The sequence below is a fragment of the Mesorhizobium sp. P2_B11 genome (assembly GCF_056404855.1).
In genome coordinates, this window is sequence record NZ_JBFUDF010000001.1 from 530,906 (window position 1) to 549,666 (window position 18,761).

14 protein-coding genes are annotated in these 18,761 nt (G+C 64.2%); 8 read left to right on the forward strand and 6 right to left on the reverse strand.

Translation table 11 applies throughout. From position 1 onward, the window contains the following. Nucleotides 1-24 precede the first annotated feature (24 nt). Nucleotides 25-1,512, reverse strand: a complete 1,488-nt coding sequence (locus AC1DYJ_RS02445) for an aldehyde dehydrogenase family protein (RefSeq protein ID WP_477279660.1) — start codon at nt 1,510-1,512, stop codon at nt 25-27. Between the two features lie 219 nt (nt 1,513-1,731). Here AC1DYJ_RS02445 and AC1DYJ_RS02450 point away from each other — a divergent pair, with 219 nt between their 5' ends. Next, nucleotides 1,732-2,094, forward strand: a complete 363-nt coding sequence (locus AC1DYJ_RS02450) for a hypothetical protein (protein ID WP_477279662.1) — start codon at nt 1,732-1,734, stop codon at nt 2,092-2,094. Nucleotides 2,095-2,191: 97 nt separating this feature from the next. On the opposite strand, the gene AC1DYJ_RS02455 is transcribed toward AC1DYJ_RS02450, so the two are convergent. Continuing rightward, nucleotides 2,192-2,965, reverse strand: coding sequence for an SDR family NAD(P)-dependent oxidoreductase (locus AC1DYJ_RS02455; protein WP_477279664.1), 774 nt, complete (start codon nt 2,963-2,965; stop codon nt 2,192-2,194). A 255-nt stretch (nt 2,966-3,220) separates the two neighbouring features. On the opposite strand from AC1DYJ_RS02455, the gene AC1DYJ_RS02460 reads away from it, so the two are divergent. The 4 genes from AC1DYJ_RS02460 (at nt 3,221) to AC1DYJ_RS02475 (ending at nt 11,137) form a co-directional block, all read left to right on the forward strand. Then, nucleotides 3,221-7,045: a caspase family protein gene (locus AC1DYJ_RS02460; RefSeq protein ID WP_477425924.1), complete on the forward strand. Its 3,825-nt coding sequence runs from the start codon at nt 3,221-3,223 to the stop codon at nt 7,043-7,045. Nucleotides 7,046-7,195: 150 nt separating this feature from the next. Beyond that, nucleotides 7,196-8,590 (forward strand): multicopper oxidase family protein, encoded by a 1,395-nt coding sequence (locus tag AC1DYJ_RS02465; protein WP_477279668.1) that lies wholly within the window; start codon nt 7,196-7,198, stop codon nt 8,588-8,590. A gap of 154 nt (nt 8,591-8,744) precedes the next feature. Continuing rightward, nucleotides 8,745-10,058 (forward strand): NAD(P)H-dependent oxidoreductase, encoded by a 1,314-nt coding sequence (locus AC1DYJ_RS02470; RefSeq protein ID WP_477279670.1) that lies wholly within the window; start codon nt 8,745-8,747, stop codon nt 10,056-10,058. Nucleotides 10,059-10,258: 200 nt separating this feature from the next. After that, the gene (locus AC1DYJ_RS02475) at nt 10,259-11,137 is read left to right on the forward strand and encodes an MBL fold metallo-hydrolase (protein WP_477279672.1); all 879 of its coding nucleotides are present in this window, start codon (nt 10,259-10,261) and stop codon (nt 11,135-11,137) included. A 51-nt stretch (nt 11,138-11,188) separates the two neighbouring features. Here AC1DYJ_RS02475 and proC read toward each other — a convergent pair whose 3' ends face one another. The 3 genes from proC to AC1DYJ_RS02490 all read right to left on the reverse strand — a co-directional run bounded on the left by proC (nt 11,189) and on the right by AC1DYJ_RS02490 (nt 14,377). Beyond that, the gene (gene proC / locus AC1DYJ_RS02480; protein WP_477279674.1) at nt 11,189-12,004 is read right to left on the reverse strand and encodes a pyrroline-5-carboxylate reductase; all 816 of its coding nucleotides are present in this window, start codon (nt 12,002-12,004) and stop codon (nt 11,189-11,191) included. An 86-nt stretch (nt 12,005-12,090) separates the two neighbouring features. Further along, a complete protein-coding gene (locus AC1DYJ_RS02485) occupies nt 12,091-13,410 on the reverse strand; it encodes an O-antigen ligase family protein (RefSeq protein ID WP_477279676.1) in 1,320 nt (439 codons plus the stop codon). Then, nucleotides 13,379-14,377, reverse strand: coding sequence for a glycosyltransferase family 2 protein (locus AC1DYJ_RS02490; RefSeq protein WP_477279678.1), 999 nt, complete (start codon nt 14,375-14,377; stop codon nt 13,379-13,381). The genes AC1DYJ_RS02485 and AC1DYJ_RS02490 overlap by 32 nt, the downstream gene beginning before the upstream one ends. A gap of 173 nt (nt 14,378-14,550) precedes the next feature. Between AC1DYJ_RS02490 and AC1DYJ_RS02495 the strand changes: the two genes are divergently transcribed. From AC1DYJ_RS02495 to AC1DYJ_RS02505, 3 genes are read left to right on the forward strand one after another with little or no spacing between them, the layout of a single operon-like run. Then, nucleotides 14,551-15,723 (forward strand): glycosyltransferase family 4 protein, encoded by a 1,173-nt coding sequence (locus AC1DYJ_RS02495; RefSeq protein ID WP_477279680.1) that lies wholly within the window; start codon nt 14,551-14,553, stop codon nt 15,721-15,723. Then, complete coding sequence (locus AC1DYJ_RS02500) at nt 15,720-16,508, forward strand: WecB/TagA/CpsF family glycosyltransferase (RefSeq protein ID WP_477279682.1); 789 nt, start codon at nt 15,720-15,722, stop codon at nt 16,506-16,508. Before AC1DYJ_RS02495 ends, AC1DYJ_RS02500 begins: the two co-directional genes overlap by 4 nt. Next, the gene (locus AC1DYJ_RS02505) at nt 16,505-17,431 is read left to right on the forward strand and encodes a DUF6492 family protein (RefSeq protein ID WP_477279684.1); all 927 of its coding nucleotides are present in this window, start codon (nt 16,505-16,507) and stop codon (nt 17,429-17,431) included. Before AC1DYJ_RS02500 ends, AC1DYJ_RS02505 begins: the two co-directional genes overlap by 4 nt. Here the strand turns inward: AC1DYJ_RS02505 and AC1DYJ_RS02510 are convergent. Next, on the reverse strand, nt 17,428-18,723 hold the full coding sequence (locus AC1DYJ_RS02510) for a lipopolysaccharide biosynthesis protein (RefSeq protein ID WP_477279686.1): 1,296 nt from the start codon (nt 18,721-18,723) through the stop codon (nt 17,428-17,430). The two genes, AC1DYJ_RS02505 and AC1DYJ_RS02510, sit on opposite strands and share 4 nt — an antisense overlap. Between the last annotated feature and the right edge of the window lie 38 nt (nt 18,724-18,761).

Sequence of the window (18,761 nt, forward strand, 5' to 3'; positions counted from 1 at the left end):
TGCGGAACGACGGCGGCTTTGGGATCAGACAACCCAGGGCTGGCGCGCACCGAGATCGACGATCACCGATTTCGCTTCGGTGTATTCGTCGATGCCGGATGGTCCGGTCTCGCGGCCTAGGCCGGACTGTTTGTAGCCGCCGATCGGCATTTCGGGGCCGCCGGTGATGGTGGTGTTGATCCACATTCTTCCGGCGCGAATACCGCGCATCAGGTCCATGCTCGCCCGCAAATCGGACGACCAGATGGTGGCGGCAAGGCCGTATTCGGTGTCGTTGGCCATGCGGATCGCCTCGGCGATCGTCTTGAAGGTGGAGATGCCCAGCACCGGGCCGAACACCTCTTCACGGGCGATCGTCATGTCGGGCGTTATGCCGGTGAACAGCGTCGGCTCGACGAAATAGCCGGCTTGCGGCTCCATGCGGCCGCCACCGGTCACCAGCCTGCCGCCTTGCGCCTTGCCCTGGTCGATGAGACTCAAAATGCGCGTCATCTGCGTCTCGTTGACGATGGCGCCGACGCGGGTTTCCGGCGCCAGCGGGTCGCCGACGCGTACCTTGGCCATCAGCGCCAGGACGCGCTCGGTCAGCGCCTTTTCCACACTCTCATGCACGATCAGCCGGCTGCCCGAAACGCAGCATTGGCCGGCATTGTGCAGGACGCCGTAGACGATGCCGTCGGCCGCCTTGTCGAGGTCGGCGTCGGCGGTGACCACGACCGGGTTCTTGCCGCCGAGTTCGAGGCTGACCTTCTTGATGTTGGCGGCCGAGGCGATGACCGTGGAGCGCCCGACCCGCGTCGAGCCGGTGAAGGACACCATGTCGATGTCCATATGGTTCACGATCGCCTGGCCGACCGGGTCGCCATAGCCGGTGACGATGTTGACCACGCCCTCCGGCAGGCCGGCCTCTTCCAGGATGTGGCCCATCATCACCGTCGTCGACGAGGTGTGTTCCGACGGCTTGATCACCACCGTGCAGCCGGCGGCCAGGATGAAGGGCAGGCGCTCGGCCAGGATGTAGAATGGGAAATTCCACGGTGTAATCAGGCCGACGACGCCGATCGGTTCGCGCAGCACCAGGCCCAGTGAATCATGGCCGAGATTGTTGTAGGTCTCGCCATGCACGCCTTGCGCCTGGCCCGACGCATAGTACCAGCAGCCGGCCGCGCCGGTGACCTCGCCGACGGCCTGCCACAGCGGCTTGCCGCTCTCCAGCGTTTCGATCAGTGCCAGCTCATCCTTGCGCCGCATGATGATGTCGGCCGCCTTGCGCAGGATCGCGGCGCGATAGCTGGCCGGCGTCTCCGCCCAGCCGCCGCCGTCGAACCGTCGGCGCGCAGCAGTGACCGCCTTGTCGACATCGGCCGCCGTACCGCGCGGCACGATCGACACCGGCACGCCATGCGCCGGGCTCAGGCGAACGATCTCGCCRCCATCGCTGTCGCTCCAGCGTCCGCCGATGAGGTTCTGGTGTTTGTGGGGCGCGGCCGGCAGTTTGGGATGGGCGGTCATGGCAACTCCATTTGTCTGACATGAGGGCAACATGACAACAGCAGGCCGCCATTGCAACCCGGGGCGAACGGTGCCGGGTAGCCTCAGCGCCGCGTGGCCATTCACCATCCTGACAAAAATGCGCAGACCGCCGTGTTACGGTGCTGATGGTGCTCGCCGCGCCATGGTGCGCCCGCCTGAAGAGGAGATAGTGTCACGTCCAGGATCAATCGCCGCGCCTTGCTGTTTCAATCCGGTGGCGCCGTTGTCACGTCGACCATTGTGGCGAGAGCCGCCGTCGCAAAGCCGTCGCCACCGGAAAAGCAATCGTCCAGTCGCCTGCAAGGGCTGATCGAAACCCACCAGACCGCTTACGTCGCGTTCGGCAAGGCCGTCCGCGACATGCGCGCTGACCGCTCCGACCACGAAAGAGCTAGCCGGGATGAAGAGAAGGCGTTGCTGGCCATCTGCGCTTATCCCGCGGTTGAAGAAGGCGACCGCCTGGCCAAGGCTCGATATCTCCTGGAGATAGAGGCACGCGGCGAACTTGACCTTCCGGAGCATATGCAGACGCTTCTGCGTTCGACGATGCCGAAGAGATAGCACCGGCGCGAAGGCCGCTTCCCACCTGTGGGTCGCCGTCGCCAATGGCGCCATCCATTCGGCCGGCAGCCCGGCCGCGCTTTTGACGCCGGGCGCTCTACGCCACCGACCAGCCGCCATCGACCAGAATGTTGGCGCCGGTGATCAGCGAGGCCGCCGGCGAGGCCAGGAACACCACGGTTCCCGCGACGTCGATCGGATCGCCGATGCGGCCGAGCGGGATATGGCCCAGCACATGCGCATGAAACTCCGGCTCGGCCAGCGAGGGCCGCGTGCCGTCGGTCCAGATGAAGGTCGGCGCCACGCTGTTGACGGCGATGCCATGCTGCGCCCACTCGGCGGCCAGGCAGCGGGTCAGATGATTTATCGCCGCCTTGCTCATGCAGTAGATGGCTTCGCCCTTCAGCGTCACCGTGCCGGCCTGCGAGCTGATGTTGATGATGCGTCCGCCTTTCTGCGCAATCATCAGCTTGGCCACCGCCTGGGTGGTGAAGAAGGTGCCCTTTAGGTTGACGTTCACCGTCAGGTCGAAATCCGCCTCGGTGACGTTCTCGGCCAGGTTTTCCGGCCCGAGCCCGACATTGTTGACCAGAACCTCGATGCGGCCGAAGGCGGCGTGCGCCTCCGCAACACCAGCCCGCACCGTGGCGAGATCGGTCGCATCCATATGCACGGCAAGCGCCCGCCGGCCGATGCGTTCGATCTCGGCGACAAGCTCGGCCCCATCGGCCTTGCTGCGCACACCGACAATCATGTCGGCGCCCGAGCCGGCGCAGGCCAGCGCACAGGCGCGGCCGATGCCGCGTGAGGCGCCGGTGACGAGCGCCACCTTGCCGCCCAGGTCGAATTTCGGCGTGTAGTCCGTCGTCATTGCAAACCTCCCCTGAAAACTGTCGGGCTCCGGAATTTCCGCATCCGGCGCCTCATGCAGAACACTACCCACTCGCCTGCTGAAAGCCAGCCGGCGTTGTCCGCATTACCCACGACAAGACCACAGCTCGCCCAAGGACTTGCCATCGGCCGGCCATCATGATGCCATCTCGCTTGCGCAAGATATTGCCGGGTTTTGGGCTAGACGATGCTTTTTGGGCGAACAGCAGGTGCGACGGGGCGCACGTGCGCGGCAATGGCCGCGGCACTGCTGCTGTGCCTGTGCGCGATCATCCCTGCTTTGGCTGAAGAACCGAAAACGCTGAAAGGCGTGGCGCTGGTCATCGGCCAGTCAGACTACCAGCATGTCGGGAAATTGCCCAATCCGGAAAACGACGCCCGCGCCATCGAGGAGATGTTCGACAAGCTCGGCTTCGAGACCGATGTCGCCACCAATCGCGACGCCCGCAAATTGCGCCGCGACCTCGAAGGATTCGTCGAAGATGCCGAAGGTGCGGACGTCGCCATCATCTATTATTCCGGCCACGGCATCGAGGCCGGCGGCGAGAACTATCTGGTGCCTGTCGATGCCGACGTCTCGTCGCTCGGCGATGCCGGCGAGAAGCTGGTCGCGCTTTCCGCCATCGTGGCCGAGCTGAAATCCAAGGTGCCGGTCACCATCGTGCTGCTCGACGCCTGCCGCAATGATCCTTTCCCGCCCGGCACGCTGCTGAAGCGTTCGCCCAATGACGAGGGCAAGCCGATCAGCGCCGGCGGCCTCGGCGAAACGCGCGGCGTGGTTTCCCTGAAAGGCAATGCCGAAGCCAAGGGCTCGACCGACGACAGCCTCGGTCAGGTCATCGGCTTTGCCGCCGAACCGGGCAAGGTTGCGCTCGACGGTCCGGCCGACGGCAACAGCCCCTATGCGGCCGCCGTCCTGCGCCACATCGACACGATGGGCGGCGAAGAATTCGGCACCCTCCTGCGCATGATCGGCGAGGAGGTCTATCTCAAGACCAACGGCCAGCAGCGGCCCTGGGTCAATGAAAGCCTGCGCCGGCTGCTTTACTTCGGCACCCCCGCCGAGGCGCCGAAAGGCGATGAGGGCGAAATCCTCAGAGAACGGCGCCAGCTGCTGGTTACCATAGCGTCATTGCCCGACCCGGAGCGCCGCCAGATCGAGACCATCGCGCGCGACGGCAATGTTCCGATGGATGCGCTCTATGCCATGTTGAAAGCGCTCGGCGTCGACATACCCAAGGACCCGGCCGAACTGGACAAGCTGCTGCGTGGCCAAACCGAGCGGCTGAAACAAGTGCTGGCCGAGCGCGAGACTTTGAAAAACCCGGATCCCGAGATCGCCAGGCTGTCGAAGCTGGCCGAACAGGCGGTGCAGGAAGGTGCGCTGGAGGCAGCGCAAAAATTCAACGAACAGGCCAAGGCCCGCATCGGTGAGCTGTCGTCGACGGTCGACCAGGCAGAGGCCGAGCTGAAGGCAAAGCGGCTCGAATTCGCGAAAGTCTTCGCCTCAAGCGCCAGGACCTATGAAATCTCCTTCAACTTCAAGGAGGCGGCGCAGGACTATGCCAAGGCCTATGAGCAGGCCGCCAAATGGAGCGACGAGGACGCGTTCTACTACAAGGCGGCAGAGGCCAACGCGCTGTCGGAACAGGGGGACTTCTCCGGCGACAATGCGTATCTCACCCAGGCCCTGACGGCCTACGCGCAGGCGCTGACCTATGTCACCCGCGAAAAATCGCCGCTGCTCTGGGCCGCCACCCAGAACAATATGGCGGCAACGCTTTCCACTCTGGGCGAGCGGGAAGCCGGCCGCGAAAACCTCGACAAGGCAGCAGCCGCCTATGAGCAGGCGCTGACCGTCTACACTCACGATGCCTATCCGGACGACTGGGCTTCGACCTATGGCAATCTCGGTACGGTCTACTGGCGGCTCGGCCAGCGCGAGAACGGCACGGCGCTGCTGGAGCGGGCGGTCGCGGCCTTCCGCTCGGCGCTTGAGGTGCAGTCGTCGAAGCGGCTGCCGTTGGAATGGGCGGCGACGCAGAACAATCTCGGCATCGTGCTGTCCGAAATCGGCGAACGCCAGACCACATCAGACAGTTTCCGCGCGGCGATCGAGGCGCATCGTGCGGCACTGACCGAATACAGCAGGGAGCGTGTGCCGCTCGACTGGGCGCTGAGCCAGGTCAATCTAGGTGCTGCGCTCTATCGCCTTGGTGAGCGCGAAAAGGATATCGCGACCATGCAGCAGGCAGTCGCTGCCTATCAGGCGGCGACCGGCGAAATGACCCGGGAGCGCGCACCGGCGCAATGGGCGACGATACAGAACAATCTGAGCACGGCACTGGAATCGATCGGTCAGATCAACGGCGACATCGCCACCCTCGAGCAGGCGCGCGACGCTGCTTTGGCGTCGCTTACTGTGTGGACGCGCGAACACGCCGCAGCCAGCTGGGCCAACGGCCAGCTGACGCTGGGCAATGCCCTGTACCGCCTCGGAGCCAAGCAGAAGAAGAAGGATCTACTGCTGCAGGCCGCGACGGCGTACCAGGCAGCGCTGTCCGAATATCCGCGTGAGAAACTGCCGCTCGACTGGGCTTCCCTGCACCAGAATCTGGGGTCGGTCTACGACACGCTCGGCGATCTCGACACGGGAACCGATTACTACATCCAGGCGGTGACCGCGTATCGTCAGGCATGGGAAGTCTATACCGCTGGCGGTGCGCCGCGCGAGTTCGCTTCGATCGGTTACAACTTGGCAGGCACGCTGTCGAACTGGGGCGATCGCGCCGAGGACATTTCGATCCTGCGGCAGGCGATCGATACCTATGGTCAGGTGCTCACGGTCCGCACCCGCGACAACGATCCGGCCAATTGGGCCAAGACGGAATTCCGTCTTGGCTATGCGCTGATGATTTCGGGCAAGCTGGCTTCCGACGATCAAATGCTGCAGCAATCGGTGGAGGCGCTGCGGGCGGCGCTGGACGGGCAAACGGCGGGCGGTGACGTCACGGAGATCGGCCAGACGCGGCGCGTGCTTGGCCAGACCCTGTCAATTCTTGGCACCAACACATCCAACCTGGACTTACTGGCGCAAGCGGCCGACGCGCTCAAGGCGGCCCTTCCGGCCTATTCAAGGGACGCCGATCCGGAAGAATGGGCCAGCATCAACTACGATCTCGGTTTTACCCTCTATAGCCAAGGCCGCATCGGCGGCGACGCCTCGTTCTATGCCAAGGCGGTGGAGAACTTCGAGACGGCAGCGCTGGTCTACGACGGCTTTCCCGATCGCATGCAATGGGCGCGCACCAAGGGCGATATCGGCAATGCCTTGCTGATGGTTGCGGACGGCAAGGACGTCGAGTTGCTCACCCGCGCGATTGCCGCCTATGACGCGGCACTCAGCGTGGTGACGCGCGACAACGCGCTGGCGGTCTGGGAGAACAACCAGAACAATCTCGCCAGCGGCCTGTCGAGCCTCGGCTACTGGGCTAACGATGTCGGCAAGCTGAAGCGAGCCGCCCAGATCTACCGCGACCTCGCCACGGTTCGCACGATCGAGCGCGATCCCGGTCAGTGGATCATCAACCAGACCAGCCTCGCGCAGACGCTGAGCATGATCGCGGCCCGCGAGCCTTCGACCGAACTGTACGAGGAGGCGGTTGTCGTCAACCGGGCGCTGGCTGAGCAGATCGGCCGCGAGCGCGATCCCGAACGCTGGGCCAATGCGCGCAACGAGATGGGCTACGCCCTGACCATGGCCGGCCGCGCCGAAAACAACGTCGCGCATTTCGAGGAAGCGGTGCTGGTCCTGCGCGAGGCGATCGTGGTGCAAAAGAAGATCAAGTCGGTGCCGGCCGTCGCCTTCACGCAGGATAGCCTGTGCGACGTGCTGGTTGATCTCGGCGCTGCCCACAAGGACAAGGCGCTTGCCCAGGAAGCCATAGCCGCCTGCCAGGAGGCGCTCGTCATCTTCCGCGACAAGAAGATGGACGATCTCGCCGCAGGTTCCGAAAAGAACCTCGCCGAAGCACAGGCACTGCTGGCGGAATTGCATTGAAACGGCGACGCCGGCGTTCACACTGCCGCGCAAGCAAATGTCATCGGCCCGCCATGGCCTGACAGAGGTGCGATATGGCAATATCACCTTGCGCCGGTAGCCGCCGCCATCCAGAGCGCCAACACAGCCGCATTTCAGTTGGAGCTTCATATGACCATATTCACCCGCCGCAGGCTTCTAAAAACGGCTGCGGTTGCCGGCGTTGGCGGGGTCGGCCTTGCTGCTATGGCGAGGCTCGGCGGCTGGGCGGCGGCTGCGCCGGAGCCGGCGGTGCTCAAGACGGCGAAGATCCAGGCGAAGTTCATGGATGCGGCCGAGACCCGGGACGTGCTGACCTATGGTCAATCCGGCATGCCGCCGGTGCTCAGGATGAAAAAGGGCGAGCCCTTTGCCGCGCAGCTCGTCAACGGCATCGACGATCCGACCACCATCCACTGGCACGGCATCCGCGTTCCCAACAAGATGGACGGCGTCCCTTTCCTGGTTCAGCCCTACGTCTACACCGGCGATCATTTCGACTACGCCTTCACCCCGCCCGACGCCGGCACCTTCTGGTATCACCCGCACTGCAACACGCTGGAGCAGATGGGCCATGGCCTCACCGGCGTCATCGTTGTCGAAAACCCCAGCGATCCGAAGTTCGACGCCGAGGCGGTCGTCAACCTGCGCGACTGGCGGCTCGGCGACGACGCCCAGTTCATCCAGCAGTTCCGCCCGCGCGATGCCGCAAAAACCGGCACCTATGGTACGGTTCGCACCGCCAACTGGCTCGACCAGCCGCAGTTCGACGCGCCGGCGGGCGGGCTGGTGCGGCTGCGGGTCGCTATCACCGATGTCACCCGCATCTACGCCTTTCGCGTCGAAGGCGCGGAAGCCACTGTTATCGCGCTCGACGGCAATCCGGTGCCTCAGCGTTTTGCGCCCGATGCCTTGCTGCTCGGTCCGGGCCAGCGCATGGACCTCGCCATCCGCATGCCGGACCAGGAGGGCGCCATCGTCAGCCTCGGCGACGTCAGGGGGACAAAACCCAAGACGCTCGCCACGCTGCGCGCCACCGGCAGCTCGCTCAAGCGGGACCTGCGCGACCTCGCGCCGCTGGAAGCCAATCCGGTGCAGGAGGTCGACCTCGCCAGCGCCAGGCATATTGCGCTGTCGCTCAGCGCCACAGCGGAAAACGTGCCGAGCGACAGCATATGCGGCACGCTGGGGTACAGTTTCTGGGCCATCAACAAGGTGCCGTGGCCGGGTGACACGCCGGACCCCACCGCGCCCTTGGCCGAACTGAAACTCGGCAAAAGCTATGTCATCGACATGGAGAATTTGACGCCGCAATCGCATCCGATCCATCTGCACGGCATGAGCTTCAAGGTGCTGTCGTCCTCGACGCGCCCGGTGCAGCCGGTGATCTCCGACACCTATCTCATCCAGCCCAATGAGAAGGTGCAGCTCGGCTTCGTCGCCGATAATCTTGGCGACTGGCTGCTGCACTGCCACATCATCGAACACCAGAAAACCGGCATGACGAGCTACGTCAGGGTGGTTTGAAGCAGCATTCGGCCAGTCGGTTTCTTGACGGGGTTAACCTGGCCGGCAGCGTCTATTGTCCGAGAAATTGCCGCAGTCCGCCGGTTTCGTTGGCAAAGTAGGGCCGTTCCCTGCTATTCCCGCCTGCAAATCAAGAAGCCGTGGACACGCTTGCATGACCAATGTCGCCCTGACCGGACTGGCCCGCGATCTCGCGAAGCGCGCTGCCGAAGGCAAGCCGGTGCGCATCGGCGTCATCGGCTCCGGCGAAATGGGCACCGATCTGGTCACGCAAGGCATGCTGATGCCGGGCATCTCGGTGTCGGCGATCTCGACGCGGCGCCCGCACACGGCGCGTGACGCGATCCGGATCGCCTATGGCGACGAGGCCATGGCCGTCGAAGCCGATACAGGCTCGAAAGTCACTTCGGCGATCGAGTCGGGAAAAATCGCCATCACCTCGAACGAGATGCTGGTCACCAATCCGCTGATCGACGTCGTCATCGATGCCACCGGAAAACCCGGCGTCGCCGCCGATTTCGACTTGAAGGCAATGGAACACGGCAAGCATCTGGTGATGATGAATGTCGAGGCTGACGTCACCATCGGCTGTTATCTCAAGCAGCAGGCCGATCGTCTCGGCGTCGTTTATTCGGTCGGCGCCGGCGATGAGCCATCGAGCTGCATGGAGCTGATCGAGTTCGCTTCGGCGCTCGGCTACACCATCGTCTCGGCCGGCAAGGGCAAGAACAACCCGCTCAACCATGATGCCGTGCCCGACGACTATCGCGAGGAAGCGATCCGCCGCAACATGAACCCGCGTATGCTGGTCGAGTTCGTCGACGGCTCGAAAACCATGGTCGAGATGTGCGCCATCGCCAACGCCACCGGCCTGGTACCGGATGTTCCTGGCATGCATGGCCCGAAGGCCGACCGCGACGAACTGGCCAAGGTGCTGATCCCGCGCGCCGATGGCGGCATCCTGTCGAAGAAGGGCGTGGTTGACTACACCATTGGCAAGGGCGTGGCGCCCGGCGTCTTCGTCATCGTCGAGGCGACGCATCCGCGCATCGTCGAGCGCATGGACGATCTGCATATCGGCCACGGCCCCTATTACAGCTTCTTCCGGCCCTATCACCTGACTTCGCTGGAAGTGCCGCTGACGGCCGCCCGCATCATGCTCTACGGCCGGCCCGACATGGTGCCGCTGCCGAAGCCGGTCGCCGAGGTCTGCGCGGTGGCCAAACGCGATCTCGCCGCCGGCGAGACGTTCGATGCCATCGGCGAGACCTGCTACCGTTCCTGGACCATGACCGCTGAAGAGGCCCGCGCCCACCACGCCGTACCGGTCGGCCTGCTCGAGGGTGGCAAGGTGCTGAAACCGGTCAGGAAGGGCGAACTGCTGACCACGGACAATGCCACGCCCGACCAGACGACCAGGCTTTACGCCCTGCGCAAGCTGCAGGATGAGATGCTCTACGGGGCGTAGGCTTTCGGGGTGAAGTGACGGGGCAATCGCATAGGGCTAGCCGTGCCTCATGCGCCGGCCACCATTGTCTGATCCATTCAGACACTCTGTCTTTTTGATCCGTATTTTTCAAACGATGCCGAGATGCCAATCTCCGGCCGATCAGTTGAAACCCATTGAGGATTGAGATGTTGCAGACCGTTTGGACAAGACGCGACACGATGAAAACCCTTCTGGCCGCGGGCGCGGTTGCCGTGCTGCAGCCGCTGACCTTTGCAGCCAGCGCTGCCGGCAAGCTGGCATGGACCTATTTTCAGGCCGATGAGAGCGGCTTCCGCCGCACGCCGGTGCTGCTGACCGGCGAGAAGGAAGCCATCCTGCTCGACGGCGGATTTACGCTCTCCGATGGCCGGGCGGTCGCGGATGCGATCAAGGCGACGGGCAAGACCCTGACCACGATCTATGTCAGCTGCAGCGACCCTGACTATTATTTCGGTCTGCGTCCCATCGCGGATGCCTTTCCCGGCGCCAGGATCATCGCGGCCGGCGCGACGGTGGCCGCGATCAAGGCCAATGTGCAGGGCAAGCTCGATGTCTGGGGGCCGCAGCTCAAGGACAACGGTCCGAAGGTTCTGGCGGATGTCGTCATTCCCGAGGTGTCCGATGTCGCCGCGCTTGAAATCGAAGGCAACACGGTCGAGATCGTCACCGTCGCCGATCTGAAAGACCGCCGCTATCTCTGGGTGCCCAGTCTTGAAGCCGTGTTCGGTGGCGTGCTGATCTCGTCGGGCGTGCATGTCTGGGTTGCCGATGAGCCAACCATTGACGAGCGCAAGAAATGGATTGCCGCGCTGGGTGAAATCGCTGCGCGCAAACCCAAGATCGTGGTGCCGTCGCATCAGGTCGCCGGTGCGCCGGACGGCCTGGCGGCGGTGGAATTCACCCGCGCCTATCTCGAAGCGTTCAATGAGGAAGCCGACAAGGCGAAATCCAGCGTCGAGCTGATTGCGGCGATGAAGCGGCGCTATCCCGATCTGCTTGACGTCTCGTCGCTGGAGCTGGGCGCAAAGGTCGCCAAGGGTGAAATGAAGTGGGGCTGATGCGGCCTGGCTCGGGTCAGGGCTGCATACAGCCCTGACGCCCCGCAGGTGTTATTTCCCGAGCTCTATCGACCTCAGCCGTGCGGCTTCCACCGCTTCGGTCAGCAGCTTCGTCAACCGCTCTTCGCCCATCAGCACGGCAAGCGCCGCGGCTGTGGTGCCGTTGGGGCTGGTGACTTGCTGGCGCAGCACGCCGGGCTCCTCGCCGCTTTCGGCTGCGAGTGCTGCGGCGCCATAGACGGTCTGCATGGCCAGCAGCCTGGCGGTATCTCTCGGCAGGCCGGCCTTTTCGGCGGCCACCGTCAGCCCTTCGATGAAGTGGAAGATATAGGCCGGGCCGGAGCCGGACACCGCCGTCACCGCATCCATCAGCCCTTCGTCGTCGATCGTGGTCACCACTCCGCTCGCCGACAGCAACTCGGCAACGAAACGGCGGACATCGTCGGTCACCAAGGGGTTGGAGTAGACCACCATCATGCCCTTGCCGATCGCCGCCGGCGTGTTCGGCATGCAGCGGATGATCGGCGCGAGATGGCCGAGGATGTGCTCGAAGGTGGCGACAGACGTGCCGGCAGCGATGCTGACGAAGGTGGTCCTGCCATCGGCGAAACGCTTGTAGGCAGCGGTGACGTCGCGGATGACCTGCGGCTTCACGGCGATGACGACGAGGTCGGGCTCAGCATCGGCCGGGATGCCCTTCGCATCCGCGGCGACGCCGCAGCCAAGATGCTCGGCGCGCTTGCGCAGCTCGGCATTGGGCTCGACCACGAACACGGCTTGCGCGGCAAGCTTGCCGGATTTCAGCCAGCCCGCCAGCATGGCGTAACCCATATTGCCGCAACCGGCGAGAACAAGCCTGATCGTCATTGAGAGCCCTCCGAGACAGGCTTCTCCTTAAACGCTCGCCGACGGGCGGGGAAGACCCTCAAGGCTGGCTGGATCAGGCCAGCCGGTCAAGGTCGCCGGCGCACCGCTATCGGCCGCAGCGACACTTGCCGCAGGCCAAGCACGCCGAGCACGAAGAACAGCCAGACCGGGTCGCCGCGGTGGAAGAAGAAGCTTTCGAGGAAAGCGTTCAGCGCCGTGAACAGCACCACCATCATGAAGAAGTCGCCGAGATAGATGTTCTCCTTGCGCGGCGGGATGCGCATGTAGTCGCGCAGCGGCGCGATCAGGAATGTGTAGACGGCAACGCAGAGCGCCGGGATGCCCATCAGCACGGCAATGTCGAGATAGCCGTCATGGCCGTGCACGATGGTCCGGATGTCCCAGGGCCGGTCGAAAGGCTGGTCCTGGCTGAGCAGCAGCGGCGTGCCCCAAAAACTTTCATAGCCGTAGCCGGTCCACGGCTTCTTCGCCAGCATCTCGCCGGAAAACTCCCACAGCGTGGTGCGGCCTGTATAGGTGAGGTCGGGGAAATAGGTCGCCGCCAGTTCCTTGACCGGCGGGATGAAGACGATGCCCAGCGTGCCGACAGCCGTGGCAATCATTGCCAGCGCAAACAGGACCGGCGTGCCGAACCGCATGCCGATCAGGCCCGGCAGCACCACGATCAGGATCGAGAACGGCACCAGGCCGGCCGTCGTCTTGGAACCGGTGTGCAGCATGAAGACCATCGCCGCACCGAAGATCGCCACGCCCCAGAATTTTTGCCCACGCCGGAAGAGATAGAGCCCGGCGAAGCTGAAGCAGGCCATGACCGGCCCGGCGATGTTCTTGTGGGCGAAGACGCCGCGCCACAGGCCCGCATGTTCAGGCTCCTGCGAGTCGGCTGTATGCAGTGCCTCATGCGGAAAGACGATGAGGCCGATATAGGACAGGCCGATAACGACGACCGCGCAGAAGATGATGACTTTCGAGAAACTGTCGGCATCGCGCGGCAGGATCAGCACCGTGGCGATCGTCAAAATGCCGAGCAGCGTGAAGAAGGCCGCGCGCATCGCCGAGGACGGATCGGTCGCGTTGATGACCGAAAGCATGAAAAAGCCGAGCATCAGGATCCAGGACGGGCTGAGCAGCGAGCGCACCACCTTGGGGTCGGCGAAGGTCAGCAGCGAGAAGATCGAAATGGCGCCGAGCGAACTGAAGCCGAGCTGGTTGACGATATCGCCGCCATCGCCGGTCAGTTCGGCGCCGGCCGGCTGAAATGGCCGGAACGACACGATGATGACGGCAAACAGCAGCGCGGCAATCGCCGTCGCCATGCCGTCGCGGGTGACGATGCCGCCCAGCAGCAGCTCGTCAGTTCTTCTCAGGCTGCCTGTATTGCTCATTGGCGTATCCGAATTCGGCAAGCACGCGGCCGAGCGCGACATAGACGGGATAAAGCGCCGTCGACAGGGAGCCTGTCCGCGCCAGCTTGATCGCACCGCGCAGCGGCGAGGCGGCAAGCAGTGCCAGACTTTTAGCAAACACCTTGACTCCGGCCAACGGCGTGCCGGCGCGTTTCTTCTTCTCGACCAGTGTCGAGATCACGCCGTTGCGCAAGGATCGGGCGCGGATCCAGTTGGCCTCGACGCGCCTGGCCGGAACGCCTTCGCGCACCCTGGCCTCGGCGCACCAGCCAAGCACGAAACCTTTCTGCGCCGACCGGCTGAGGAAGTCGGAATCGCCGCCGCCCATGAAGTTGAAGCGCAAGTCGAGGAAGGGCGGCCCCATGGCGGTCAGCACATTGCGCCCGACCAGAAGGTTGCCCGAGGAATAGAGTGCGGCCACGCGCCCGGTCTCGCGATAGGGCGGCGCAAACACCGGGTGCTCGGCCCATTTGGCGTGGGCCGGATCGGCAAACACAGGCACTTGCGGCCCGCCGACAATGTCGGCGCCAAGCGTCTCCGACGCCTTGCACATGCGCTCCAGCCAATCTGCGTCGGCGATCTCGTCATCGTCGATGACAAGCAGGTGGCGGAAGTCAGGAAAATGCAGGATCGCCGTCTGCCAGCCGGCATTGTAGGCGCTGCAATTGCCGCGCTCATGCGCGATGATGACCATGCCAGCCATATCGCCGCGCGCAAACAGCGGCAGCGCCGCCTTGGCGCCCTCGCGGGCCTCGGCTTCGTTCTCGATGACGATGACGGCGAAACGCCTCGCTGTCATTTGCGCCTTCAGCGACGCCAGCGTTTCCAGGAGCAGCTCTGGCCGCTTGAAAGTCGGCAGCGTGACGACGGCTTCGATGGTCTCGGCGGCGAGCCCCGGAGAGCGTCCCGCGATCGATACCGAACCATCCGATGGCAAAGGGATCATCCGCTTCCAGCCGCAAGTATTAAATCTGGTTTTCGATAGCATTGCGATGATAACGTTTGGTTAATCATCTTTCGCAGCGGCGCCGGCCGATTTTCGCCTTTCCACCGTTGCGTTGTGTGACTTAATCAAGGGTTCACCCAGCTTTGCTAGTGGCTGGCGCCTGGATAGGTGAGATGCATCTGCTGTTCGCCACATCGATCGTGCCCGACGGCGCACTCGCCTCGGGCTATGAGATCGCCAATGCTGCGATCATCGCCGCTTTGCGGCGCGCCGGCGTGCGCGTCACCGTCATCGGCTTCATCTGGCCGGGCAAGGCGCCGAGCGACCCCGAAAACACCATCGTGCTCGGCGCCGTCGACGTGCGCACGGAAAACGCCTCGGTACGGCAGAAGCTCGCCTGGCTCGGCAAGGCGATGCTGTCAGGGCTCACCTTCGCTTCCGTCAAGTTGCGCGCGGTTTCCGACAGTGACGTCAGTGCTGCGATCGAGCGCGCCGGTCCTTTCGACGGCTATGTCCTGAATTCCGTGCAGTTTGCCGGCGCCTTCGAAAAACTGTTCGCCGACCGTCCCTCGATCTTTGTCGCTCACAATGTCGAACATGCTTCGGCACTGGAGAATGCGGCGGCTGCAAACAGTCGCTTCCAGCGCTTGCTGTTTGCCCGCGAGGCGAGGCTGCTCAAGATCATGGAGGAGCGGCTCTGCCGCCAGGCCCGCTTCGTCTTTACGCTTGCCGAGGAAGATCGCGCCGCACTCGGCGTTGCCTCCGATGAGCGCTCGGCAGTGCTGCCGCTGGTGACCACTGCCACGGCGCCGAAGCCGGTAAAGCCGCGCCGCATCGATTACGACGCGGCGCTGATCGGCACCTGGACCTGGCAGCCGAATCGCATCGGCCTCGACTGGTTCCTGGAAAAGGTCGTGCCGCATCTTCGCCGGAGTTTTCGCATCAGGATCGCCGGCAACATGCCGTCCGATATCAGCTCTTCGCATCCCGGTGTCCAATTCGTCGGCCGCGTGCCCGACGCGCAGGCTTTCGTGCGCGGTGGCGCCGTCATTCCGCTGATCAGCACCGCCGGCTCAGGCGTGCAGCTCAAGACCATCGAAACCTTCGAGCTTGGCCTGCCGTCGGTCGCCACCAGCCGCTCGCTGCGCGGCATCGACCATCGCCCGGCCAACTGCGTGGTGTCGGACGATCCCGCTGCCTTCGCGGGCGCGCTGGAGGCGGCGGCGGCCGATGTCAGGGATGTCGACGGCAGCGCCTTCCACCGCAGTCAGATGAAGGCGCTCGATGCCGCCATCAGGCTCGGTTTGGAAAAGCTCGGGCCGGTCGGGCAGGAGGTGTTTGCATGAACATGCACACCGCCCGCGCCGCCTTGGGCCTCGATAGGCTGAAGACGATCCTCGGCATTCCGGTCCTCGCCATCCGCTGGGATGATGCGATCGCGCTAATGGCTCGGTTGATTGTCGAGCGGCGCTTCACCAAGATCAGCTTTCTCAACGCTCACAACGCCAACATCGCCTATACCGATCCGGTCTTTGCCGAAGCGCTCGACGATTTCCTCATCCTGCCCGACGGCGTCGGCGTCGATCTGGCGGCAAAGCTGCTCTACGGCTCGCCATTTCCGGACAATCTCAACGGCACCGATTTCATTCCGGCCTTTCTGCAGGCATCGGCAAGGCCGCTGACCGTCGGGCTGCTTGGCGCCACTCGCGCCAACGCCGAGGCGGCGTCGATCAAGCTGGCTGCGCTGGCCGTGCAGCACAAATTCGTCGTCATCCATGACGGCTATTTCTCGCCCGCCGAAGAGCAGGCAATCGTCGACCGCATCGAGGCGTTGCGGCCCGACGTGCTGCTTGTCGCCATGGGCGTGCCGCGCCAGGAATTGTGGATCGCCCGTCATATCGATGCGCGCCACTGCACGCTGCCGATCGCCGTCGGCGCGCTGCTCGATTTCCTTTCCGGCTCCGTGCCGCGAGCACCGCTGTGGATGCGCCAGCTGAGGCTCGAATGGCTGTTTCGCCTGTGCATCGAGCCGGGTCGGCTGTGGCGCCGCTACGTCGTCGGCAATCCGGTGTTCCTGTGGCGTGCCGTCAGGCAGAAATTCTCGCCCAGGTCTGTCGGAGAGCCGCGGTGAACAGCCGCTTCGTGCCGAGCCCCGCCGTGGACACGGGTGTCCTGCCGCAGACGCCGACAGCGGCGGTGGTGACCGCCAGCTATGCGCCGGATTTCGAGCGCTGCCGCCTGCTGTGCGAGACCCTCGACCGCAATGTCTCCGGCGTGGCGCATCACTACATACTGGTCGAGCATCGCGACATGGCGCTGTTTCGCCAATTGGAAAGCAGCCGCCGCAGCGTCGTCGATGAACGCGACCTGCTGCCGCGCTGGCTGCGCGTGTTCGACGATCCGATGAGCCTGTTTCGCCGTCGCATCTGGCTGAGCTTCAAGACCCAGCCGCTGCGCGGCTGGCACGTGCAGCAGCTGCGCCGCATCGCCATCGCTGCACATGCTGGGGAGGACGTGCTGGTCTTCTGCGATTCCGACGTCGCGTTCGTCAAACCGTTCGATCTGAGCGCGTTCTGGCGCGACGGCAAAGTGCGGTTGTTCCGGCGCGACGGCGTGCTGTCGAGCGAGGGTCATGATGAGCATCGCATCTGGTCGCGCAATGCAGCCTCGGCGCTTGGCGTCGATCCATCAGAAGTCTCGACCCACGACTACATCTCGACGCTGATTGGCTGGCGCCGGCAGACGGTGATGGCGATGTGCGCTGAGATCGAGAAGGTGCATGGTGGTCGCAACTGGGTCGAAGTCATCGGCTCGGCGCGCCGCTTCTCCGAATGCATGATCTACGGCCGCTATGTCGACGATGTGCTGAAAGGCGCCGGCCATTTCCACGGTGCAGAAGAATTCTGCCGCGTCCACTGGACCGGCGAGGCGCTGTCGGATGACGAATTCCGAAGCTTCGTCGCCGCCATGGCGCCGGAGCAGGTGGCGATCGGCATGCAGTCCTTCATCGGCACCGATATCGGCCGCATCCGCCGTCTGATCGGGCTGGATTAGATCGCTTTCGCCGGTTTGCGCATTGCTGAGTAGGTCAGCAGTGCCGAGGCGAGATAAAGAAGCAGGAAGACGACATTGAGCGACAGCACCAGAGTGGGCGTGTCGGCGATCGTGGTCAGCACATAGGTCAACAGCACCGCCTTCAGCCCGGCCAGCAGGCCAAGGTTGAGCGCGCGGATCGCGGTCTGCCCGCGCGCGAACAGCAGCTCGGCCTGGTACTCGATCAAATTGCGCAGTCCCGGCACGCCGATTGCCAATGCCACCAGCGGTGCCGCCTCGGCGACGTTGCGGCCCAGCGCATTGGGGAAGAAATGCAGCACGATGCCGAGTGCCGCCAGCGCCAGTGTCGACACCAGGAACACGCCGCCCTCGATGCCGCTCTTGACCCGCAGCCGCGCCAACATTTCCGGCGCTCGCATCATCTTCTGCACCAGCATCATCGAGAAGGTGCGGATCGGGATTGCGGTCAGATCGACCAGCCGCATGATGATGGCATAGATGCCGGCCAGATGCGGCCCGCCGATCGCCAGCACAAGCAGCTTGTCGAATTCCGACTGCAGGTAGAACAGCACTTCGGCGCCGGCGACATAGATCGAATCGGCAAGCCGCCGCAGATACAGCTCGGTGCGCAGCCTGAGCCGCTGGCGCGGATAGTAGAAGCCGAAGGCGAGCAGCAGCGAGGCGGCATTGGCGCCGATGTAGAACAACGACCAGACCCAGACGCTGTGCTGCCCGGACAGCATGAACAACACGGCGCCGAGCGCGCGGAACGCCGTGGTCACGATCGACAGCACGGCGGCGCGGCCGAATTTGCCGAGCCCGTTGTTGACGATCAGCACCACCTCGACCGGCCGCCACAAAAGCGCTTCGGCAAAGACGATTGCGGCAAAGACGGCCAGCGGCACGGTGCTGGCGAAGAAGATCAGGTAGACGCCCCAGGAGGCCGCCGCCAGCAACGGCAAGGACACGGCGCCAAGCAGCAGGAAGCCGGCGGTGAAGGTGCCGATCAGGTTGGGACGGATGGTGGCGGTACGATAGAGCGCCGAGATGAAGCCGAAGGCGAGGATGCGAGACAGCATGACGCCGGCGGCGGAAGCGGTCGCGAACATGCCGAACTCGGCGATCGACAGCGTGTTGGCGAGCGCGATGAAATAGGCGAGCGAGAACACCAGCCGCCCGCCGGCGCCGCTGATCGCCGAGAGATAGTCGCGGACCAGCCCCCGTCGTTCGGCCACGAAGGTACCGATCCGGGCGAGTGTCCGCCTTTGCGGTGTGTCGCTGGCCTGCATCATGTCGAGGAAAGCCATAGGCCGGAAAGTTTAACGTGCGG

Excerpts from the sequence above, each read along its gene's own strand:
- AC1DYJ_RS02455 (WP_477279664.1), bottom strand. The coding sequence starts at position 2,965 with ATGACGACGGACTACACGCCGAAATTCGACCTGGGCGGCAAGGTGGCG.
- AC1DYJ_RS02460 (WP_477425924.1), top strand. The coding sequence starts at position 3,221 with ATGGCCGCGGCACTGCTGCTGTGCCTGTGCGCGATCATCCCTGCTTTG.
- AC1DYJ_RS02465 (WP_477279668.1), top strand. The coding sequence starts at position 7,196 with ATGACCATATTCACCCGCCGCAGGCTTCTAAAAACGGCTGCGGTTGCC.
- AC1DYJ_RS02470 (WP_477279670.1), top strand. The coding sequence starts at position 8,745 with ATGACCAATGTCGCCCTGACCGGACTGGCCCGCGATCTCGCGAAGCGC.
- AC1DYJ_RS02475 (WP_477279672.1), top strand. The coding sequence starts at position 10,259 with ATGAAAACCCTTCTGGCCGCGGGCGCGGTTGCCGTGCTGCAGCCGCTG.
- proC (WP_477279674.1), bottom strand. The coding sequence starts at position 12,004 with ATGACGATCAGGCTTGTTCTCGCCGGTTGCGGCAATATGGGTTACGCC.
- AC1DYJ_RS02485 (WP_477279676.1), bottom strand. The coding sequence starts at position 13,410 with ATGAGCAATACAGGCAGCCTGAGAAGAACTGACGAGCTGCTGCTGGGC.
- AC1DYJ_RS02490 (WP_477279678.1), bottom strand. The coding sequence starts at position 14,377 with ATGATCCCTTTGCCATCGGATGGTTCGGTATCGATCGCGGGACGCTCT.
- AC1DYJ_RS02495 (WP_477279680.1), top strand. The coding sequence starts at position 14,551 with ATGCATCTGCTGTTCGCCACATCGATCGTGCCCGACGGCGCACTCGCC.
- AC1DYJ_RS02500 (WP_477279682.1), top strand. The coding sequence starts at position 15,720 with ATGAACATGCACACCGCCCGCGCCGCCTTGGGCCTCGATAGGCTGAAG.
- AC1DYJ_RS02510 (WP_477279686.1), bottom strand. The coding sequence starts at position 18,723 with ATGATGCAGGCCAGCGACACACCGCAAAGGCGGACACTCGCCCGGATC.